The organism is Desulfovibrio porci (genome assembly GCF_009696265.1).
Taxonomy (GTDB): Bacteria; Desulfobacterota; Desulfovibrionia; order Desulfovibrionales; family Desulfovibrionaceae; genus Desulfovibrio; species Desulfovibrio porci.
Genome location: NZ_VUMH01000004.1, coordinates 91652 through 107910 on the forward strand (window position 1 = coordinate 91652; position 16259 = coordinate 107910).

General features: G+C 62.3%; 14 protein-coding genes and 1 tRNA gene. 8 read left to right on the plus strand and 7 right to left on the minus strand.

What is annotated here, in order from left to right; all coding sequences use genetic code 11:
• Positions 1 to 197: 197 nt before the first annotated feature.
• The 4 genes from FYJ44_RS14590 (at position 198) to FYJ44_RS05460 (ending at position 4618) form a co-directional block, all read left to right on the plus strand.
• Positions 198 to 2729 (plus strand): Rne/Rng family ribonuclease, encoded by a 2532-nt coding sequence (locus tag FYJ44_RS14590; protein ID WP_154509926.1) that lies wholly within the window; start codon positions 198 to 200, stop codon positions 2727 to 2729.
• Entirely contained in the window at positions 2702 to 3325 is a 624-nt protein-coding gene (locus FYJ44_RS05450) for an epoxyqueuosine reductase QueH (RefSeq protein ID WP_154509928.1), read from the plus strand. The genes FYJ44_RS14590 and FYJ44_RS05450 overlap by 28 nt, the downstream gene beginning before the upstream one ends.
• A gap of 72 nt (positions 3326 to 3397) precedes the next feature.
• A tRNA-Asn gene (locus FYJ44_RS05455) sits at positions 3398 to 3473 on the plus strand.
• Between the two features lie 218 nt (positions 3474 to 3691).
• Positions 3692 to 4618, plus strand: a complete 927-nt coding sequence (locus tag FYJ44_RS05460; RefSeq protein ID WP_154509930.1) for an Lcl C-terminal domain-containing protein — start codon at positions 3692 to 3694, stop codon at positions 4616 to 4618.
• A gap of 93 nt (positions 4619 to 4711) precedes the next feature.
• Here the strand turns inward: FYJ44_RS05460 and FYJ44_RS05465 are convergent, their stop codons facing one another.
• From FYJ44_RS05465 to FYJ44_RS05490, 6 genes are all read right to left on the minus strand, one after another.
• Positions 4712 to 5962 (minus strand): SLC13 family permease, encoded by a 1251-nt coding sequence (locus FYJ44_RS05465; protein ID WP_154509932.1) that lies wholly within the window; start codon positions 5960 to 5962, stop codon positions 4712 to 4714.
• 362 nt (positions 5963 to 6324) lie between these two features.
• A complete protein-coding gene (locus FYJ44_RS05470) occupies positions 6325 to 6732 on the minus strand; it encodes an aconitase X swivel domain-containing protein (protein WP_154509934.1) in 408 nt (135 codons plus the stop codon).
• Entirely contained in the window at positions 6729 to 7985 is a 1257-nt protein-coding gene (locus FYJ44_RS05475; RefSeq protein WP_154509936.1) for an aconitase X, read from the minus strand. Before FYJ44_RS05475 ends, FYJ44_RS05470 begins: the two co-directional genes overlap by 4 nt.
• A 336-nt stretch (positions 7986 to 8321) precedes the next feature.
• Positions 8322 to 9089 (minus strand): GntR family transcriptional regulator, encoded by a 768-nt coding sequence (locus FYJ44_RS05480; RefSeq protein ID WP_154509938.1) that lies wholly within the window; start codon positions 9087 to 9089, stop codon positions 8322 to 8324.
• 103 nt (positions 9090 to 9192) lie between these two features.
• The gene (locus tag FYJ44_RS05485) at positions 9193 to 10494 is read right to left on the minus strand and encodes a Y-family DNA polymerase (protein ID WP_154509940.1); all 1302 of its coding nucleotides are present in this window, start codon (positions 10492 to 10494) and stop codon (positions 9193 to 9195) included.
• Complete coding sequence (locus FYJ44_RS05490; RefSeq protein ID WP_154509942.1) at positions 10475 to 10930, minus strand: LexA family protein; 456 nt, start codon at positions 10928 to 10930, stop codon at positions 10475 to 10477. The genes FYJ44_RS05485 and FYJ44_RS05490 overlap by 20 nt, the downstream gene beginning before the upstream one ends.
• Positions 10931 to 11083: 153 nt before the next feature.
• Between FYJ44_RS05490 and FYJ44_RS05495 the strand changes: the two genes are divergently transcribed.
• Positions 11084 to 12103, plus strand: coding sequence for an FUSC family protein (locus FYJ44_RS05495; protein WP_154509944.1), 1020 nt, complete (start codon positions 11084 to 11086; stop codon positions 12101 to 12103).
• Between the two features lie 94 nt (positions 12104 to 12197).
• Here FYJ44_RS05495 and FYJ44_RS05500 read toward each other — a convergent pair whose 3' ends face one another.
• The gene (locus FYJ44_RS05500) at positions 12198 to 12926 is read right to left on the minus strand and encodes a GntR family transcriptional regulator (protein ID WP_195840960.1); all 729 of its coding nucleotides are present in this window, start codon (positions 12924 to 12926) and stop codon (positions 12198 to 12200) included.
• Positions 12927 to 13335: 409 nt separating this feature from the next.
• On the opposite strand from FYJ44_RS05500, the gene dctP reads away from it, so the two are divergent.
• The 3 genes from dctP to FYJ44_RS05515 all read left to right on the plus strand — a co-directional run bounded on the left by dctP (position 13336) and on the right by FYJ44_RS05515 (position 16252).
• Complete coding sequence (gene dctP, locus FYJ44_RS05505; RefSeq protein ID WP_154509948.1) at positions 13336 to 14334, plus strand: TRAP transporter substrate-binding protein DctP; 999 nt, start codon at positions 13336 to 13338, stop codon at positions 14332 to 14334.
• 101 nt (positions 14335 to 14435) lie between these two features.
• Positions 14436 to 14942, plus strand: coding sequence for a TRAP transporter small permease subunit (locus FYJ44_RS05510; RefSeq protein WP_154509950.1), 507 nt, complete (start codon positions 14436 to 14438; stop codon positions 14940 to 14942).
• Positions 14939 to 16252: a TRAP transporter large permease gene (locus FYJ44_RS05515; RefSeq protein WP_154509951.1), complete on the plus strand. Its 1314-nt coding sequence runs from the start codon at positions 14939 to 14941 to the stop codon at positions 16250 to 16252. The genes FYJ44_RS05510 and FYJ44_RS05515 overlap by 4 nt, the downstream gene beginning before the upstream one ends.
• Positions 16253 to 16259 lie beyond the last annotated feature (7 nt).

Below are 16259 nucleotides of genomic sequence, written 5' to 3' on the forward strand. Positions count from 1 at the left end.
TACTGCGGGGCGGGCCGCACAGGACTTCTTGCATATTTTTACAAAAGACGTATCTTATTGAAATAAGGTTCGGCATGCCTGCGGCAAACGCGCGCCCGTAATGGCGCTGCTGCCGCGATATCTCATACGGAGTCCGGCAGACCGACCCACAAATTTTTTCGCGGCGCTGTTTTCAGACTGCCGCCAGAAGGATTTTCATGACCACTGACCAGGATTTCTCCGTGGCCGCGTCCCCCGCCACGGATGGCGCAAGCCAGGACGCCTCTGTTTCTTCCGTTTCCGCCTCCACAGCCCCCGCCGTTTCCGGCGAAGCCCCGGCGGAAGCTCCCGCCCCCAAACGCCGCACATCTTCCCGCAGCGCCAAAAAGCCCGCCGCTCAAACGGCCCGCACGCCCCGCGCCCAAAGTGCCAAGGCGGCCGCGCCGGATGCCGACGCCGCCACGGAAAGCCCCACGGACGCTCCCGCGCGCAAGCCGCGCGGCGGCAGGCGTACGGCGGCCAAAAGCCCGGAAGGCGTTGAGGAAAGCCCGGCCAAGGCCCAACGCGCGCCGAGCCGGAGCACGGGCAAAAGCCGCACCGCCACAGCCAAATCCGGAACAAAAGCCGCGGCCCCGGCGGTATCCGGGCCGGATGACGCTGAGGCGGCACCGTCAAGCGCGGCCGCCGCTCCCGGACGCGCCCGCAGCACCACGCGAGGTCCGCGTGCAAAAAAAACCGCAGCGCCTGCGGATAGCGCGACGCAAACCGATGTCGCCCCGGCTTTGACGGCGGAGGAGGCGTTGCCCGCGTCCACGACGGACGCTCCTGCCGCCAAAGCCCCCCAAAAAAATTCCCGGACCGGGAACGCCCCGGCGGGATTGACAGCAGCGGCGGAATCGGCTGAACGGGCGGAGCCGGAAGAAAACCGGCCCATGGAAGCCGGGGAGGCCACAGCCGGAAGCGAGGACGAGGACAGCGCCGACACGCCTCGCCGCAAAAGCCGTCGCGGACGGCGCGGCGGACGCGGCCGGAACCGCAAAAACCGCGCAACCGCCACGGATGACATGAGCGCGGATGAAGACGCGACGGACGAAACCGGCGCGACGGTCCATACGCTCCAGGAAGATTACGACAGCGGCGACGCCGACGCCGTCTCCCCGGACGATGCCGCCGAAACCGCCCCCGAGATTCCCGCCCCCAAGGGCAGGGGGAAAAAAGGCAAGAGCGCCCCGGCCGCCGAGAACGAAAGCGGCAAAAAATCCACCGTGCGCGCCGCGGCGGCCAAGGCCAAAGCCGACGCGGCCACGGGCAAGCGGCGCATGTTCATCAGCGTGCTGCCCGGCGAACAGGTGGAAGTGGCCGTGGCCGAAGAAGGCAGCCTGCTGGAATATTATCTGGACATGCTCCACCAGCGCAAAATCAAGGGCAATATTTACAAGGGCGTCATCCACAATATCGACACCAATCTTCAGGCCGCTTTTGTGAGCTACGGCGCGGGCAAGAACGGCTTTTTGCAGATCGACGAAATCCACCCCGAATACTGGCAGGCCCACCACGAACCGGCCAAGGGCAAGAAGTTTCCGCCCATCCAGAAGGTGCTCAAAGCGGGCCAGGAAGTACTGGTGCAGGTGGTCAAGGAACCCACCGGAAACAAGGGCGCGTTTCTGACCACATGGCTGTCGCTGGCCGGGCGTTTTCTTGTGCTCACGCCGGGGCAGGAGCAGATCGGCGTTTCCCGCAAGGTGGAAAACGACGAAGAGCGCGCCCGCCTGCGTGAAATGATGAACGGCATTGATCCCGGCCAGGGCCTGGGCGTCATCGTGCGCACGGTGAGCGCGGGCACCACCAAAACCACGCTGAAAAACGATCTTCAGTATCTGAAACGCCTTTGGCGCGACATCCGCAAAAAAGCCACCGAGGTTTCGGCTCCGGCCCTGATCCATCAGGAACCCGGCCTCTCCGAACGCGCGGTGCGCGACTACCTCACCGACGACGTCTGCGAAATCTGGGTGGACAATGAAGACGTGGCGCAGGGCATCCGCGACACGGTCAGCCTGCTCTTCCCGCGCAAAAAGGATCTGGTGCGCCTGCACGGCGATATCCGCCAGTCCATGTGGGAGCGCTTCAACCTGCGCCGCCAGCTGGATCAGATCTATTCCCGCGAAGTGATTCTGCCCTCGGGCGGCCGTCTGGTCTTTGACCAGACCGAGGCCCTGATGGCTATCGACATCAACTCGGGCAAGATTTCCGGCAAGGGCAATTTCGAGGCCATGGCCTACAAAACCAATATGGAGGCCGCCGAAACCATCGCCCGCCAGCTCCGGCTGCGCGACATAGGCGGGCAGGTGGTCATTGACTTCATTGAAATGCGCGACAAGAAGCATGTCCTGGATGTGGAGAAAACCCTGCGCCAGGCCATGAAAAACGACCGCGCCCGCCACGACGTGGCCCGCATGAGCTCCTTCGGCCTGCTGGAACTGGTGCGCCAGCGCACGGGCTCCTCGGCTCTGGCCATCACCATGGAGCCCTGCCCGGCCTGCGGCGGCACAGGCCAGCGCCGCAACCTGGAATGGCAGGCCCTGCAGGGCCTGCGCGAGCTGCGCCGCATGTTGCGCGCGACCAACGGCGAAAAGTGCGTTTTTGAAACCTCGCGGGAACTGGGCCTCTATCTGCTCAACCACAAGCGCGACACCTTGCGCGAGATGGAGCAGGATTTCGGAAAATGCCTGGAAATAGCAATTCGCACCTAGAGCCCGTAACGGCGCGCGGCGACAACAGCCTGCTGCTGCACGTCTGCTGCGGACCGTGCGCCATCATGCCCATTACCCGCCTGCAGGACGAGGGCTATGTGGTTACGGCCTGGTTCATGAATCCCAATGTGCAGCCGCTGGCCGAATATCTGCGCCGCCGCGAAGCCGCCGGGCAGTGCGCCGAGCGGCTGGGGGTGGAGATTCTGTACGCGGACGCGGCGTGGAATATTACGGCCTGGTTGCGCGCCGTGGCCGGGCGGGACGAACCGCCCGCGCGTTGCGCCTGGTGTTGTGAAAGCCGCGTGGAGGCCGCCTTTGCCGAGGCCGCCTCTCTGGGCTTCGCCAGCTTCAGCACCAGCCTGCTCTACTCCCGCTATCAACCGCACGAGGTTATTGCCGCGGCGGGCCGCCGCCTGGCGGAAAAAGGCGGTCCCGGCTTTGTCTACCGCGATTTCCGTACGGACTGGCAGGCGGGCATTGACCGCTCCAAGGAGTGGGGCCTGTACCGCCAGCCCTACTGCGGCTGCGTCTACAGCGAGGCGGACCGCTACCGCAAGCAGCTTGAGCGTTGTAAAAAAACGGCGGCGATTCACTGATTTTTACAGAATCGCATATTTTCGCTTGACCTTGCGAAGGCTTTTCCGTAAAAAGTTTTTTGCCTTCAGCGATCCCCGATAGCTCAATTGGCAGAGCGGGTGACTGTTAATCACTAGGTTGGCGGTTCAAGTCCGTCTCGGGGAGCCAAAAAGAAATCAGCCCTTGCGATGAAATCTCGCAAGGGCTTTTTCTGTTTGAACTGCCCGAAAAAAATTTCCGCGTCACCAGGAAGGAATAAGCGCATCTCGTGATGTCCCGAAAATAAAAATATCTCGAAAAAGGGAGCTCGGCTCATGGGGCCTGCCCCTTTTTCATTGTCCCGCTTTGGGATAGCGTGAACGCAACGCTTTATCTCAAGGAGACGCATGTACCCCCCACTGCTGGAAACCGATCAGGCCCGCTGTTATAACGCCGCCGGAAAAATCATGGATTGCCTGGGTTCCGCCCAGGACGCCGCGTGGCCCAAACATCTTATGCCCGCTGCGAAGCGCTTTCAGGTTCACGGCGACGTGGTGCTGGACACGTTGAGCGGCGCGCTGTGGACCCGTAACGCCAATCCCGCCGACTTTCCCCTCAATTGGGCGGAAGCCCACGCCGTGGTGGCGGACATGGCGGCCCGCAAGGCATACGGCTGCGCCAACTGGCAGTTGCCGCCCCGGCGGCTGCTTTTTTCCCTGCTCAGCCATCAGCATATCAATCCGGCTCTGCCCGCCGGGCAGCCCTTCGCCAATGTTTTTTCCGGCTATTACTGGACCGCCGACACCTGCCGCCGTCTGCCGGAACAGGCCTGGCACATCCATCTGGGCGGGGGCCGGGTGGCCCGCGTCCGCAAGGATGAGGCGGCCCTGGTCTGGCCGGTCTGCCTGCCGGAAATGGAAGCCTCCGCCGCCCTTTCCATCTCACCTGAGGGACGCTTCTGCGCGGAAGGCGCTTCGGTGCGCGACACGCTCAGCGGCCTGATCTGGAGCCGGAACGCCGACCCCGTGGGCCGACCCCTGACCTGGGAAGAAGCCCTGGCGGCCGTGGACGGACTCAACCGCGAGGCGCTGGACGCGGCAACGGACTGGCGTATGCCCAATATCCGGGAACTGGAAAGCCTGATGGACCTTCAGGCCGATTCCCCGGCCCTGTCCGCCGGACATCCCTTTACCCGCGTGCGCGACGTCTACTGGTCTTCCACCACCAGCGTCTATGAAGCCCGCTACGCCTGGGCGCTCTACACCCGAGACGGCATGGTGGGCGTGGGCTTCAAACCTGACGCCGGTTTCTGTCTCTGGCCGGTGCGCAGCTGAGAATACTTCTTTTCAGGAGCATAAAAACAACGAGCAGGCCGCCTCCCGAGAGACAGGCCTGTTCGTATTGTTTGCCGAAGACGAGCGCGCGTCTTACAGCAAAAAAGCCAGAAACGGCAGCACCAGCGTCAGACAGATCACCCAGAGCAGCAATTCCCTGAACGTGCCGTCCACATCGTCGGCTTCAGCCAGAATCAGGGCGCCGCCGATGTGAAAAGGGCTGGCCGCCATGACCGCGATGCTGCCGGAAAGCAGGGCCAGCTGCATATTCGCCAGCAAGGGCTGAACAACGCTCCCCATGGACTTGATGGCTACCGGAATCACAAGACCCAGCACCGCCACGGAGGAAGATTCAAAATTGGCGATGATGGTTCCCAGCAGGCTGATTCCGTAGCGGACCAGGGATGGATTTTCCATACCCGCCAGCGTTGCGCCGATGGCATGCAGCACGCCCATTTTTTCCAGCAGGCCTACATACAGCAGCACGCCGCCGATCATCAGGGCAATGCCCCACGGCAGTTTGGCGATGGCCTGCTTGCCGTTGGTGCGGAAGATGATCTGCAGGACCATGCCTATTGCGAAGGCCGTCAGACCCACGTCAAAACGCCGCAGCACCAGCATGATGAAACACAGCACGGCCGCCAGGCAACACCATTGATAGGGCGTCAGACCGGAGCGCGCGGTTCCGCTCTCTTCCGCCCGGCTGGGAACCGGAACCGCCCCGGTCCGCCCGCCGCGCCTCAGCAGCTTCAGGCCGCCGAAGCAGAAAAAACCCGTCAGACCCACGGCCACGGCCAGGGCCGCCTGAAACAGAAAAAACTGCCCGCCGTCAAAAGCAATGCCGTTCTGAACCGCCTGCATGGCCACCAGATTGCCCCAGGGATTAAAGGGCGAGAATCCTCCGACACACGCCCCCTGAATGACCACTGTGCCCATCAGGCTGGCCCGGATGCTTTCGCGCCGGGCGATTTCCATGGCCACCGGAGTGGTGATGGCCAACGCGGCGGCGGGCAGAGCTCCCACGGCGCAGATCACCGCCGTAAGAAAGCCCATGACCCAAGGCAGCAGAAAAGCCCTGCCGCGTGCCGTCCGCACCATTCCCGACACAAAGATATCAGCCAGCCCGCTTTCCTGCACATGATTCCATAAAAAGGCCACCCCGAGCACCAGAAGCACCAGTTTGGTGGGAAAACCGGCGTAAAGGCTTTTGACCGGCACCCCGGCGAACTCGGCCAGCGCGAAGGCGGCGGGAATCATGATCAGACCGAGGTTGATGCGCTGCCATAAGCTGACGGCGAATACCAGAGCCAGCCAGATCAAGGCGAGTATCTGCACTGTTGTCATGCCTGCTTCTCCTTGAGTATATCCGCTTTGAATTTGCAACCACTCTCAAAGCCGACGGCCCTTCAACCTGTCGCTGCGGCCGCCCTGCCCAGCGGTACGCTCCTGACCCGCGGCGAATCCGTCCTTCTCCGTCCGGCTTCCGAACCGCCCGCAGCGGCACTGTTCGCTTCCGCGACCGGTTGAAGGGCTTTGGCGGCAGGCGTGAGACCCGTTCCACGCCGCCGCCGGAACAGTTACATATGTTCACTGCTCCATGTGCCTGAGCGGATTGCCCGCTGTTTCAAGGTACGGAAACCGGCTGGAAAACCGGAAGAATTCCAGCTTGCCGCCGGTCCCGAAGCTGCGTTTTCCGGTGGACGGGGTCAGGACAATTTTTCGATGCGCAGCCGCGCCGGATCAACGCGGACGATATCGCCCGTGCGGAGCAGGTCCAGAGCGTCCGGCCGCCAGCCCTCGGTGATGGGGGTGCCCGCGAACACAGCCCCCTGAACCATGACGGGATTGAGCTTGCCGAAGACAAAAGCCCTGGGCGCGAAGCCCTTGCAGACCAGGTCGCGGAAGGCCCAGCCGCCGGCCACCCCGCCCTTGGCCGTGGGGATGACCAGAATTTTGTCCTTGATGGATTGCCCCTCCGCGCTGTGGCCCCGCCGGGAGATGATGCCGCTGGTGCGGTCCAGATCGTAACGCGGGCTGAAGCCTTCCCTGAACACGACAACCTGTCCGCTGACAGTCTTGCCCATAGCGCGGACGACAGTGATGATTTCGCTCATTGCAGCTCTCCTGTGCAGGCGATGTCCACGCACTGCGAAGTATGACGCAGCACGGTGTTGAAACGGTGGGCCGTGATGGTGTTGACGATCTTGCCGGAATTGGAAATCAGATTGATCCAGCCGTTCATCTTTCTGATATTGGACAGATTTTGCAGCAGGTAAAAACAGACGCCTTCCATCAGCTGTACGCCCGCCTCTTCCAGAGTCTGCGCGTAGCCCAGACGCCGGGCGTTGGACATGACGCTGTTGTTGGTGGTCACGAAAGCGTGCATGCCTCTGGCCACCTTGCGCCCCTGGAAAAGCTCCGCCAGGTGGCGCAGTTCAAAGATGGAAAGTTGCGGGCCGGAGAAAACGACCACATTTTCCGCGCCGTCCAGATAGGAATAGCTCTGATAAAGCCTGTCCAGGTCTTCCCCGGTGACGGTCATGGTTTTCTGCGGTTCCCGGCCGCCAAAGGCCTCCTCGCGGTTGCGGGCCTCGGGCGTGACGCCGACCATGTGATACATGGCCATGGAACCGTAACTGGCCAAGGCGCAACCCAGGTGCTTGAGTTCGTCCGGCGTGGGACGCCGCCGCACGCCCTCGAAGACCGGCACGGCGAAATAATCCTGGTTGGGATGCCCCACCAGCCTGCCCAGAGCGCCCCAGTCCGCCACATCCCGCATGTCGGCTTCCAGCCGCACCGCGATGGTGCCGCGTCGGCATGCGTCCAGGTGGAAACCATAGGCGGGCGTGCGCCCGGTGATGGCCGCCGAAAGGCTGGCATTGCCGGATTCGAAGTTGGCGCGCGCCCCGAAAATGGAATTGGCGGCAATGACGGTGCCCGTGTCGCCCCAGGCCAGGTGCTCGCCCAGCGTCGGCTGATAGTAGGTCTGATAATTGATGCAGGAATCAATACGGATCATCCGCAGTTCTTCCAGCAGGCGCATGATCTCCTCTTCCTTGGCCATTTCGCCGCTGTCCTGCCCCAGACTCGCGGCGTAGCGCATGTCCATGCAGCGGGCGTTGGTGGTGGTGTCCACCGCGCAACGCCCACCCAGCCCCTTCAAACGCCGCAGGAAATCCAGCCCGCCGTCGCCGATCAGCTCAATGTCCGCCATGACATGCGCATTGGCGATGGGCACGAACCGTTCGGCCTTGAAAAAATTTCCCACTTCAATCTGATAGGCCAGCGCCTCTTTGACGGCCTCTCCCTGTTCGCCGCGCAGCATGCCTTTTTCCTCATCCGTCAAGCGCATTGTTCCGGTATCCATATCCGCCTCCTGTAGGGGTTGAAGGAGCGGCCGGATGGCCGCGCCGGTATTGACTTGGAAATGTTCATGTCCCGCCGGGCGCCATGAACGGTTTATTTATTTTCTTTTATCATCATACAATAGCATACATTTTATTCCAAAAAAAATTGGCCGCTAACATCACCATTACCGCAATGGGTTTACCCCACTGCCCCCAAAAATCTCCGCTCTCCGCCAGGTATTCCCGGCGGCCGGGAACGCCGCTTCGCCAAGCTTCGCGGAGAGCGCCCAGGCATTATCCGGCCTTCGCACGGACGAGCCTGCTCCGGCAGAGAGGGCCATACAGAAACGGAGATTCTATACCTCCCCTTCCCTCAGGTTCACGCTGAGCCGGTAAATGTCCGGACGCAGAAAATGCGTCGTGAATTCCAGTGGATTGCCCGTTGCGTCCCTGGTGATGCGCTCCAGCACCAGCAGAGACGTGCTGGGGGACAGCTCCAAGAGGTCGCTGATATTTTTGGGCGCTTGTTCGCAACTGACCAGGAATTCCGACCCCGCCGGCTCCTGCCCGAATTTTTCCCGCAGCATTCTGTACACCGGGGTGGACTCCACATCCGCCGAGCTGATATGCCTGCCGATGGTAAACGGCAAACAGACTCGCGCAACGGCATGCGGAAGGCCGCGCGACACATAGAGGCGGTCGAAGCGCAGGATGGGTCGGGGCCAGCCACGCAACTTCTCCGGCAGCGACGCATCCCCTCCCAGCCAGCCGAAGTCGATCATCCGCGTTTGCACGTCCTCGCTGTTGCGCCGAAAAGTGTCCATAAAGGCCGAAACGCGGTCAATGGAGTGGATGATGCACGGCACGGCCCGCGCGATAAAGGTTCCCTTGCCGGGACTGCGCACCAGCAGGCCCTCTTCCACCAGGCGTTGCAGGGCCTTACGGATGGTGGAACGCCCCACCTGGAAAAAACGGGTCAGTTCGGCCTCCGTGGGGATGCGTTCGCCCGGGCTCATACCCATGAGATGGGCGCGCAATCGGTCCGCCGCCTGTTCATACAGGGAGCGGACGCTTTCGCGTTCCAGGCTTTCCATGGGCGGGAGCTGGCGGTCCGTTTTATTCATCTTTCACCATCCGCATACAATAGAAGACATTTACTTTCTGATAGCCAGAGGGCGCGCGCCTGTCAAGCCCGGCTGAAAAATATTCTACTACACGCCGCCCGGCTCAGCAGCGGGCCAAGGGCAGTTCCTTCCAGTCTGTGGTCAGCCGGGGTGAACAATGCTCCCGGCGCATATGCCAGGGGGCCTCGCCCAGGCCCTGCGCGCCGAAGGTCACGGCATCCCGGCCGAAACGCCGGTTGATGGCGTCCAGGGAGTCCATCAGGCGTTCCCGCCGCCGCTGCCGTGCCGGATCTTCCGCCGCCAGCAGCCGGGCCTGGAGACGCTCCCTGTCCTCCAGATCAAAAAGCATGACCCCGGCCTTGGCATAGCCGAATCCCGGCCGGTAGATGCGTTCCAAGCCCTGCAATGCAGCGTGGATCAGGGCATGGCTGTCCGCCGTGGGTTCGGGAAAGCGCACCTGGAGCGTCTGGTCGTAAAACCGCGCGCTTTCATGGCGGGAGGTGCGAATGTGCACAGCCATGCCTCCGGCCACAAGGCTCTCCCGGCGCAGACGCGCCCCGGCCCGCGCCGCGAAACAGGAAAGGGCCTGGGCCAGCATTTCGCGTTTCCGGACTTTGTGCGCGAAGGAGCGCGAAGACATCAGGGCCTTGCGCGGCACGGGCGTGTTGTCTTCCCCGATGCAGGGCAGACCGCGCAGTTCCAGAGCCGTGCGCCAGCCCGCCACGGTAAGCCGCTTGCGCAGCCAGAGATCCCCGGCCCGCTTCAGATCCAGGGCCGTACAGACGCCCTCGGCGTGCAGCCGTTTGACCTGTCGGCGGCCCACGCCCCAGACTTCCCCCACAGGCGTCCGGGCCAGCACGGCGTCGATTTCCGCCTCGGGCCGGGCCAGGGAAAAGACCCCGCCGTATGCCGCCCTGCTTTTGGCCACGTAATTGGCCACCTTGGCCAGGGTGCGCGTTTCCGCCAGGCCGATGGACACGCTGATGCCGGTCCAGCGCAAAATAATGTCGCGCAGGGCGCGGCTGAATTCGGGCAGATTGGCGCGCAGGGGCGCATCCAGGCGCAGAAAGGCCTCGTCGATGGAATAGGGCTCCACCAGCGGGCAGTGCCGCTCCAGAATGGCGAGGATGCGCGTGGAAATATCGCCGTACAGGGCGTAGTTGGAGGAAAAAACCTCCACGCCCAGTTCCCTGAGCAAGGGACGGATCTTGAATTCCGGCGCGCCCATGGGAATGCCCAGCGCCTTGGCCTCGGCGGAGCGGGAAACGATGCAGCCGTCATTGTTGGACAGCACCACCACCGGGCGCGCGGCCAGATCCGGCCTGAACAGCTTTTCGCAGGAGGCGTAGAAGTTGTTGCAGTCCACCAGGGCCCAGAGCGGTTTCTTACAATTTGTGGACGACATGGGTCACCACGCCCCAGATATGAACATATTCGTGCTCAGTGATGTCGATGGGCGAAAAGCGCGGATTTTCCGGAGCCAGCAGTACCCGGCTCCCGCGGCGCAGCAGGCGTTTGACGGTCAGTTCGCCGTCCAGGGCGGCAATGACCACCCGCTTGTGCCCGGCCTCCACCGAGCGGTCCACAATGAGCAGATCGCCGTCGTGGATGCCCGCGCCCAGCATGGAATCGCCGTGCGCGCGCAGAAAAAAGGTGGCCGCCTCATTGCGCACCAGGTATTCGTGCAGATCAAGCCTGCGGTCCAGATAGTCCTCCGCCGGGGAGGGAAAACCCGCTTCCACGGGCGAAAGATAGAGCGGCAGGCCCTCGCGTCCGCCGGGACGCGCCGGGGCCGACGCGCCCAGCAGCTCAAGGGCGGAGGAAAAGGACGGCATATCCATAGCTCATACATAGCGGCGGACGCCCCGCCTGGCAACCTCCAGGCCCGCGCCCCGGCCCGCGCCGCATTGACGGCCCATGCCGGGCATTGTAGGTCTGAAAGGGAGAGTGAGGAATGCTGGGGAGAAGGCGCGCCGCCTTCAGTTGGAGAATATATGCATTTCGCGTCCCGGATCAAAAAAACTGCCGCCACAGCGGGCAGCGGCCTGCTGTTCGTCGTGGCCCTGACCACGCCCGTACTGTTGGGCGTGGCCCTGCAAGCGTTTTCCCTGGTTTCCACCGCCGCCTTCGGCGCCATGTTCGCCCTGCTCATCGCCCCCCGGCACGGCGCTCTGGCCCGCGTGACGGGCATCAGCATCGGCGGACTGCTGGTGGTGCTGGCCGCCGCTCTGGGCGTCGCCCTGCGGGGACGGCATGACCTTGTGCTGATTCTGCTTTTTCTGCTCAGCTGGCTGGCGGCCCTGCCCAGGCCGGATCAGGCCTACCTGAGCCTGATGGTCAAATATGTGGCCTCCTCCGTGCTGCTGACCTCGTTCGGCTTTTCCCCCTCTCCGCCCATGGCCCTGGCCTTTCTCGGCGGCATCGCGCTGGGTGTCTGCCTGAGCCTGGTGGCCATGATCTTTGAGGAGGAGGACGCCGCCACGCCGCTGGAGGAGTTCACGGCCTTTCTGCACGGGGCCACCAACGGCCGCCTGTTCGGCGTGGCCGTGCCGGTGACCGTGCTGCTCTCCACCCTGGCGGCGCGGCATTTCGCCTTCAGCGACCCGGCCTGGGTGGGCCTGACCGTGCTGTACGTGATGCACAGCGACGGCGCCACGGAACTGTTCCGGATATGGGCCCGGACCTTGGGCACCCTGGCGGGCGTGCTGGTCGCCGCCGTGATCCTGTACAATGTGACCGACCCCCTGCACATCGCCGTGGGCATCGCCCTGGCGGCCTTCGCCATGCCTTTCGCCAAGGGGCATTACATATTGTTCAGTTTTGTCATCACCTGCGCGGTGCTGCTGCTCATCGACATTTCCATGCTTCGCATGGGCGGGGACATCCCCCTGCTGCGCTGGCGGCTCATTGATACGGTCATCGCCTGCGCCTGGGTGCTGGCCTCCAATCTCACGCTGCGCCTGATCCGCAGGCTGCGGCACAGGGGAGAAAGCCCGGCCCGACCGGCGGCCTGAGACTTTTCCGCCACGCGAAACGCCCCCTGAACCTCACGCTCAGAGGGCGTTTTCAATCGCTTGACCGCCTCATCCCGTTTCCGCGTCCGGACTGTCAGCCCAGGTTATAAACCTTGCGGATGTGCCGCTCGTTGTACTTGAAATCCCAGTGTAGTTCCTTGAGCACATGCATGAGCTTTTCCCGCGAGCGGGCCTCAATGGCGTCCACAATCAAACCGTGCTCGGTCACGGCCGCCAGATACCAGTCCTGCACGAAATTCTTGCGCGGGAAATCCCAGAGCCGGTTCTTGATGGGGGTGAGAATGCGCTTGGCGAAAATATTGGGCGAGACTTCGAAAAAAATTTCGTGAAAGGCGTAATGCGTGCTGTCGTAAACGCTCATGTCGCCGCCCAGAATGGCCTCTTTCATTTCAGCGTTGAGCCGCCGCATCTCCGCGACGATTTCCGGCGTGTAAGCCTCCATGGAGGCGGCGATGACCGTGTACTCCAACCCGCCCATAATCTCGTACAGAAAGGGGAAATCCGCCAGTTCCAGCGTATTGATGACCACCTTGCTGCGCGGGTGGATGGTCAGATAACCCTCGGCCTCCAACCGGATCAGCGAATCCCTGAGCGGGGTGCTGCTGATGCCCAGCTTTTGGCTGATGGCCTTGAGATCCAGCACGCTGCCGGGCAGCAGCGCGCCCTGCTTCATCTGGCTCTGCAAATAGTCATAGACCAGCGCGCGGCTGGACAGATGTTCGTTTTTCCGTTCCCCAGCCAGGGCGGCACTCTTCCGGCGCGCATTTTTGCTGTTTTCGCCCTTTACGTCCTGTCTGGACATGAACCCATCCTTTTTACCATGCATGAGCAGTTTCGTACCACGCCCCCAACGCCGCTTCAAGCGGCCGATGATGGCGGCGGGCCTGCCCACATCCGGCGGTCTGGCGCGTTTCGGATTTTCAATAAAAAATATCTAACTATTTTAGTATATTATCAATTAACAATTCCAATATCTTGCGGCAAGTGGAAAAAATGCGGCTGCGGGGCTTCCCTTTTGTCTGGAGTTTTGCCATGATGCTATCAACAGATGCATCAGTACATATTTTAGTATAAACATCTAGGCTCGCCCCATTTCCGTTCGACGGATATCAAACACGGCGGACAATCCCATCAGCCCTTGCGGCGGCGTTGCGGTGTTCCAGCGTGCGACAGGCCCCGCCTTTCGCCCCACCCATACAAGGAGGCTCAAGATGTTCAAACAATTCGCCACAGCAGCACTGATTCTGGCCGCATGCATCCTGGGAGCCGCGCCGGTTTCGGCCGCCCAGTACACGCTCAAAATGCAGACCTACTACTCCCCCACCACGGCCATGGGCGCCAAATATTTCGCGGAACAGGTGAACAGGCTCAGCGGCGGTCGGGTGGAAATCCAGGTCTTCACCGGCGGCGAGTTGGTGGGTTCGGCCAACATTCTCAAATCCGTGCGCAACGGTATGATCGACATCGGCCACGGCATGGGGCACCACTTCACCGAACGGAAAACCGGCCCGCTGGAATCCGGCTTGCCCATGTCCTGGATGTCGGCGGTGGAAGCCGAGGTGCTCTACGAACGGCGCGGCCTGAAAAAACTCTTCGGCGACGACTACGCCCGCCTGGGCGTGGTCTACCTCGGTCCCACCTGGGCCGCCCCCTACCACACCCTGAGCAAACAGCCCATCCGCTCTTTGGACGACATGCGCAAGATGAAAATCCGCGCCGTGGGCGCGGCGGCCAAGATGCTTAGTTCCGTGGGGGTCAACGTGGTCAACCTGCCCCCGGAAGACATTTACATGGCCCTGACCACCGGCCAGATAGACGGCGTGGTCTACGGCAGCGCCGCCGAATACAAGGAGACCAAATTCTATGAAGTGGCGGGCTGGCTGAACGTCACCCCGCTCATTGATCCCATCACGGACACCCTGATCATCAACAAAAAACTGTGGGAAAGCTTTCCTGAAGATATCCGCGCCGCCTTCAACGCCGCCGCGGACCAGACCCGCTGGGCCTATTACATCTGGGGCGAGGACGAAAGCCTGAACGTCATGAAGGAAATCTTCAAGGATAAAATGACCACCTTCCCCGAGGCGGATCAGAAAATCCTGGTCAAGGCCGCCGAGCAGATCTGGGAGGAAGAGGCAAAAAAATCGCCTGACGCCCGCCAGGGCGTGGACATTCTCAAGGACTTCGCCGCGGCCAAGGGCCGCCTCTAGACTCAGCCCTCAATTTCCGGCCCCGCCGTCCGTCTGCCTGCGACAGGGCAGCCGGACGGCGGGAATCCGAAGGACGCACACTCCCACAGAGGAGGACGATCATGCTGCCCAGACTGATCCGCTGGATCGACGCCCTGAACACGGCCATCAGCAACGCGGCCATGTGGCTGATCATCCCGCTGGCGGGCGTGATGCTCTACGACGTGCTCATGCGCTATTGTTTCAACGCCCCCACTCTCTGGGGGGCGGAATTGAGCATGATGATTTTCGGCGTGTACATGATCTACGCCGGGCCCAGCTCCATCCTGCAAAAAGTCCAGGTGGGCGTGGACATTTTCGCCGCGCGCCTCAGCCCCAGGGTCAGGGCCGTGGTCAACTGCCTGACGTATGCCTTTACCTTCACCTTTTTCGCCGGCCTTTTCTACACCTCGGCGCTCTATGCCGTGGAATCCTGGCAATTGCGCGAGCTTTCCTCTTCGGCCTGGGGCCAGCCGGTCTACCATCTCAAGGCCCTGATCCCCGTGGCCGTACTGCTGATGCTTTTGCAGAGCCTGGCGGAATTTCTGCGCAATTTTCACCTGGCCCGCACGGGCGGAGAGCTGCCATGAGCGCCTATGCCGTCACGGCCCTGATGTTCCTTTCCATGCTTTTTCTCATGGGCACGGGCCTGCCCATCGTCTACTGCCTGGGTTCGGTGGGCACCCTGGCCGCCGTTTTTCTCTGGGGCGAGGGCGCGCTGGACATCGTCTACTTTTCCACCCTGGAACTGATGAACAATATCGTGCTCAGCGCCGTTCCCCTGTTCATCTTCATGGGTTTCGTGCTGCACGAATCCAAAATCGCCAAGGACCTCTTCGACACGGTCTACCTCTGGTCCGGACGGCTGCGCGGGGCTCTGGGCATCGGCACGGTGCTGATCTGCGCGCTGATGGCCGCCATGCTGGGGGTGAGCAGCGCCACGGTGCTCTCCATGGGCGTCATCGCCGTGCCGGCCATGCTGGCCAAACGCTATGACAAACGGCTGGCCGTGGGCATTGTGCAGGCCGGCGGCGCGCTGGGTTTCCTGATCCCGCCCAGCATGATGATGGTCATGTATTCCTTTCTGACCGGAGTTTCCGTGGGCAGACTTTTTGCGGGCGGCATTGTGCCGGGCCTGCTGCTGGCCGGTCTGTACGTGCTTTACATCGCCGTGCTGGCCTGGCTCAGACCGGAGGCGGCCCCGGCCTTGAGCGAGGAAGAACGCGCGCCCCTGCCGGTCCGGCTGCGTTCTCTGGCGGCCCTGATCCTGCCGCTGGCCCTGATTTTTTCCATCCTGGGCTGTATTTTCCTGGGCGTCACCTCGCCTACCGAGGCCGCGGCCATAGGCGCCATAGGGGCCATGTTCTGCGCGGCGGTCAAGCGGCGGCTGAGCCTCGCCATGCTGCGCGCGGCCTGCACGCAGACCTTCGCCATTTGCGGCTTCGCGGGATTTCTGATCATCGCGGCCCTGATCTTCAGCAAAGTCTATACCGGCCTGGGGGCCACGGCCATGATCCGCCGGCTGGTGCTGGGCCTGGACCCTGACCCGCTGGCGGTCATGGCGGTCATCCAGCTTTCCTTCTTCATTCTGGGCATGTTCATGGACGACATCGCCATACTGTTCATGTGCATGCCCATCTACATTCCCATCATCACCGGTCTGGGGCTGGACCCGGTCTGGTTCGGCGTGCTTTTCGTGGTCAACATGCAGATGGCCTACATCACGCCGCCCTATGGACTGAACCTCTTTTACATGAAGGCCGTGGCGCCCAAGGACGTGCTCCTCAAGGACATCTATCTGGGCGCGCTGCCCTTCATCGCCATTCAGGCTCTGCTGCTGATCCTGCTGATGCTTTTCCCGCAGTTGGTCACCTGGCTGCCCAACCGTATCTTTTCCTGACAACGCG

Bases quoted from the DNA above. Each gene is read 5' to 3' on its own strand.
- FYJ44_RS05510 (WP_154509950.1), top strand. From the start codon at position 14,436: ATGCTGCCCAGACTGATCCGCTGGATCGACGCCCTGAACACGGCCATC.
- FYJ44_RS05485 (WP_154509940.1), bottom strand. From the start codon at position 10,494: ATGTCGTCCACAAATTGTAAGAAACCGCTCTGGGCCCTGGTGGACTGC.
- FYJ44_RS05475 (WP_154509936.1), bottom strand. From the start codon at position 7,985: ATGGATACCGGAACAATGCGCTTGACGGATGAGGAAAAAGGCATGCTG.
- FYJ44_RS05470 (WP_154509934.1), bottom strand. From the start codon at position 6,732: ATGAGCGAAATCATCACTGTCGTCCGCGCTATGGGCAAGACTGTCAGC.
- FYJ44_RS05500 (WP_195840960.1), bottom strand. From the start codon at position 12,926: ATGTCCAGACAGGACGTAAAGGGCGAAAACAGCAAAAATGCGCGCCGG.
- FYJ44_RS05515 (WP_154509951.1), top strand. From the start codon at position 14,939: ATGAGCGCCTATGCCGTCACGGCCCTGATGTTCCTTTCCATGCTTTTT.
- FYJ44_RS05490 (WP_154509942.1), bottom strand. From the start codon at position 10,930: ATGGATATGCCGTCCTTTTCCTCCGCCCTTGAGCTGCTGGGCGCGTCG.
- FYJ44_RS14590 (WP_154509926.1), top strand. From the start codon at position 198: ATGACCACTGACCAGGATTTCTCCGTGGCCGCGTCCCCCGCCACGGAT.
- FYJ44_RS05465 (WP_154509932.1), bottom strand. From the start codon at position 5,962: ATGACAACAGTGCAGATACTCGCCTTGATCTGGCTGGCTCTGGTATTC.
- FYJ44_RS05495 (WP_154509944.1), top strand. From the start codon at position 11,084: ATGCATTTCGCGTCCCGGATCAAAAAAACTGCCGCCACAGCGGGCAGC.
- dctP (WP_154509948.1), top strand. From the start codon at position 13,336: ATGTTCAAACAATTCGCCACAGCAGCACTGATTCTGGCCGCATGCATC.
- FYJ44_RS05480 (WP_154509938.1), bottom strand. From the start codon at position 9,089: ATGAATAAAACGGACCGCCAGCTCCCGCCCATGGAAAGCCTGGAACGC.
- FYJ44_RS05460 (WP_154509930.1), top strand. From the start codon at position 3,692: ATGTACCCCCCACTGCTGGAAACCGATCAGGCCCGCTGTTATAACGCC.
- FYJ44_RS05450 (WP_154509928.1), top strand. From the start codon at position 2,702: ATGCCTGGAAATAGCAATTCGCACCTAGAGCCCGTAACGGCGCGCGGC.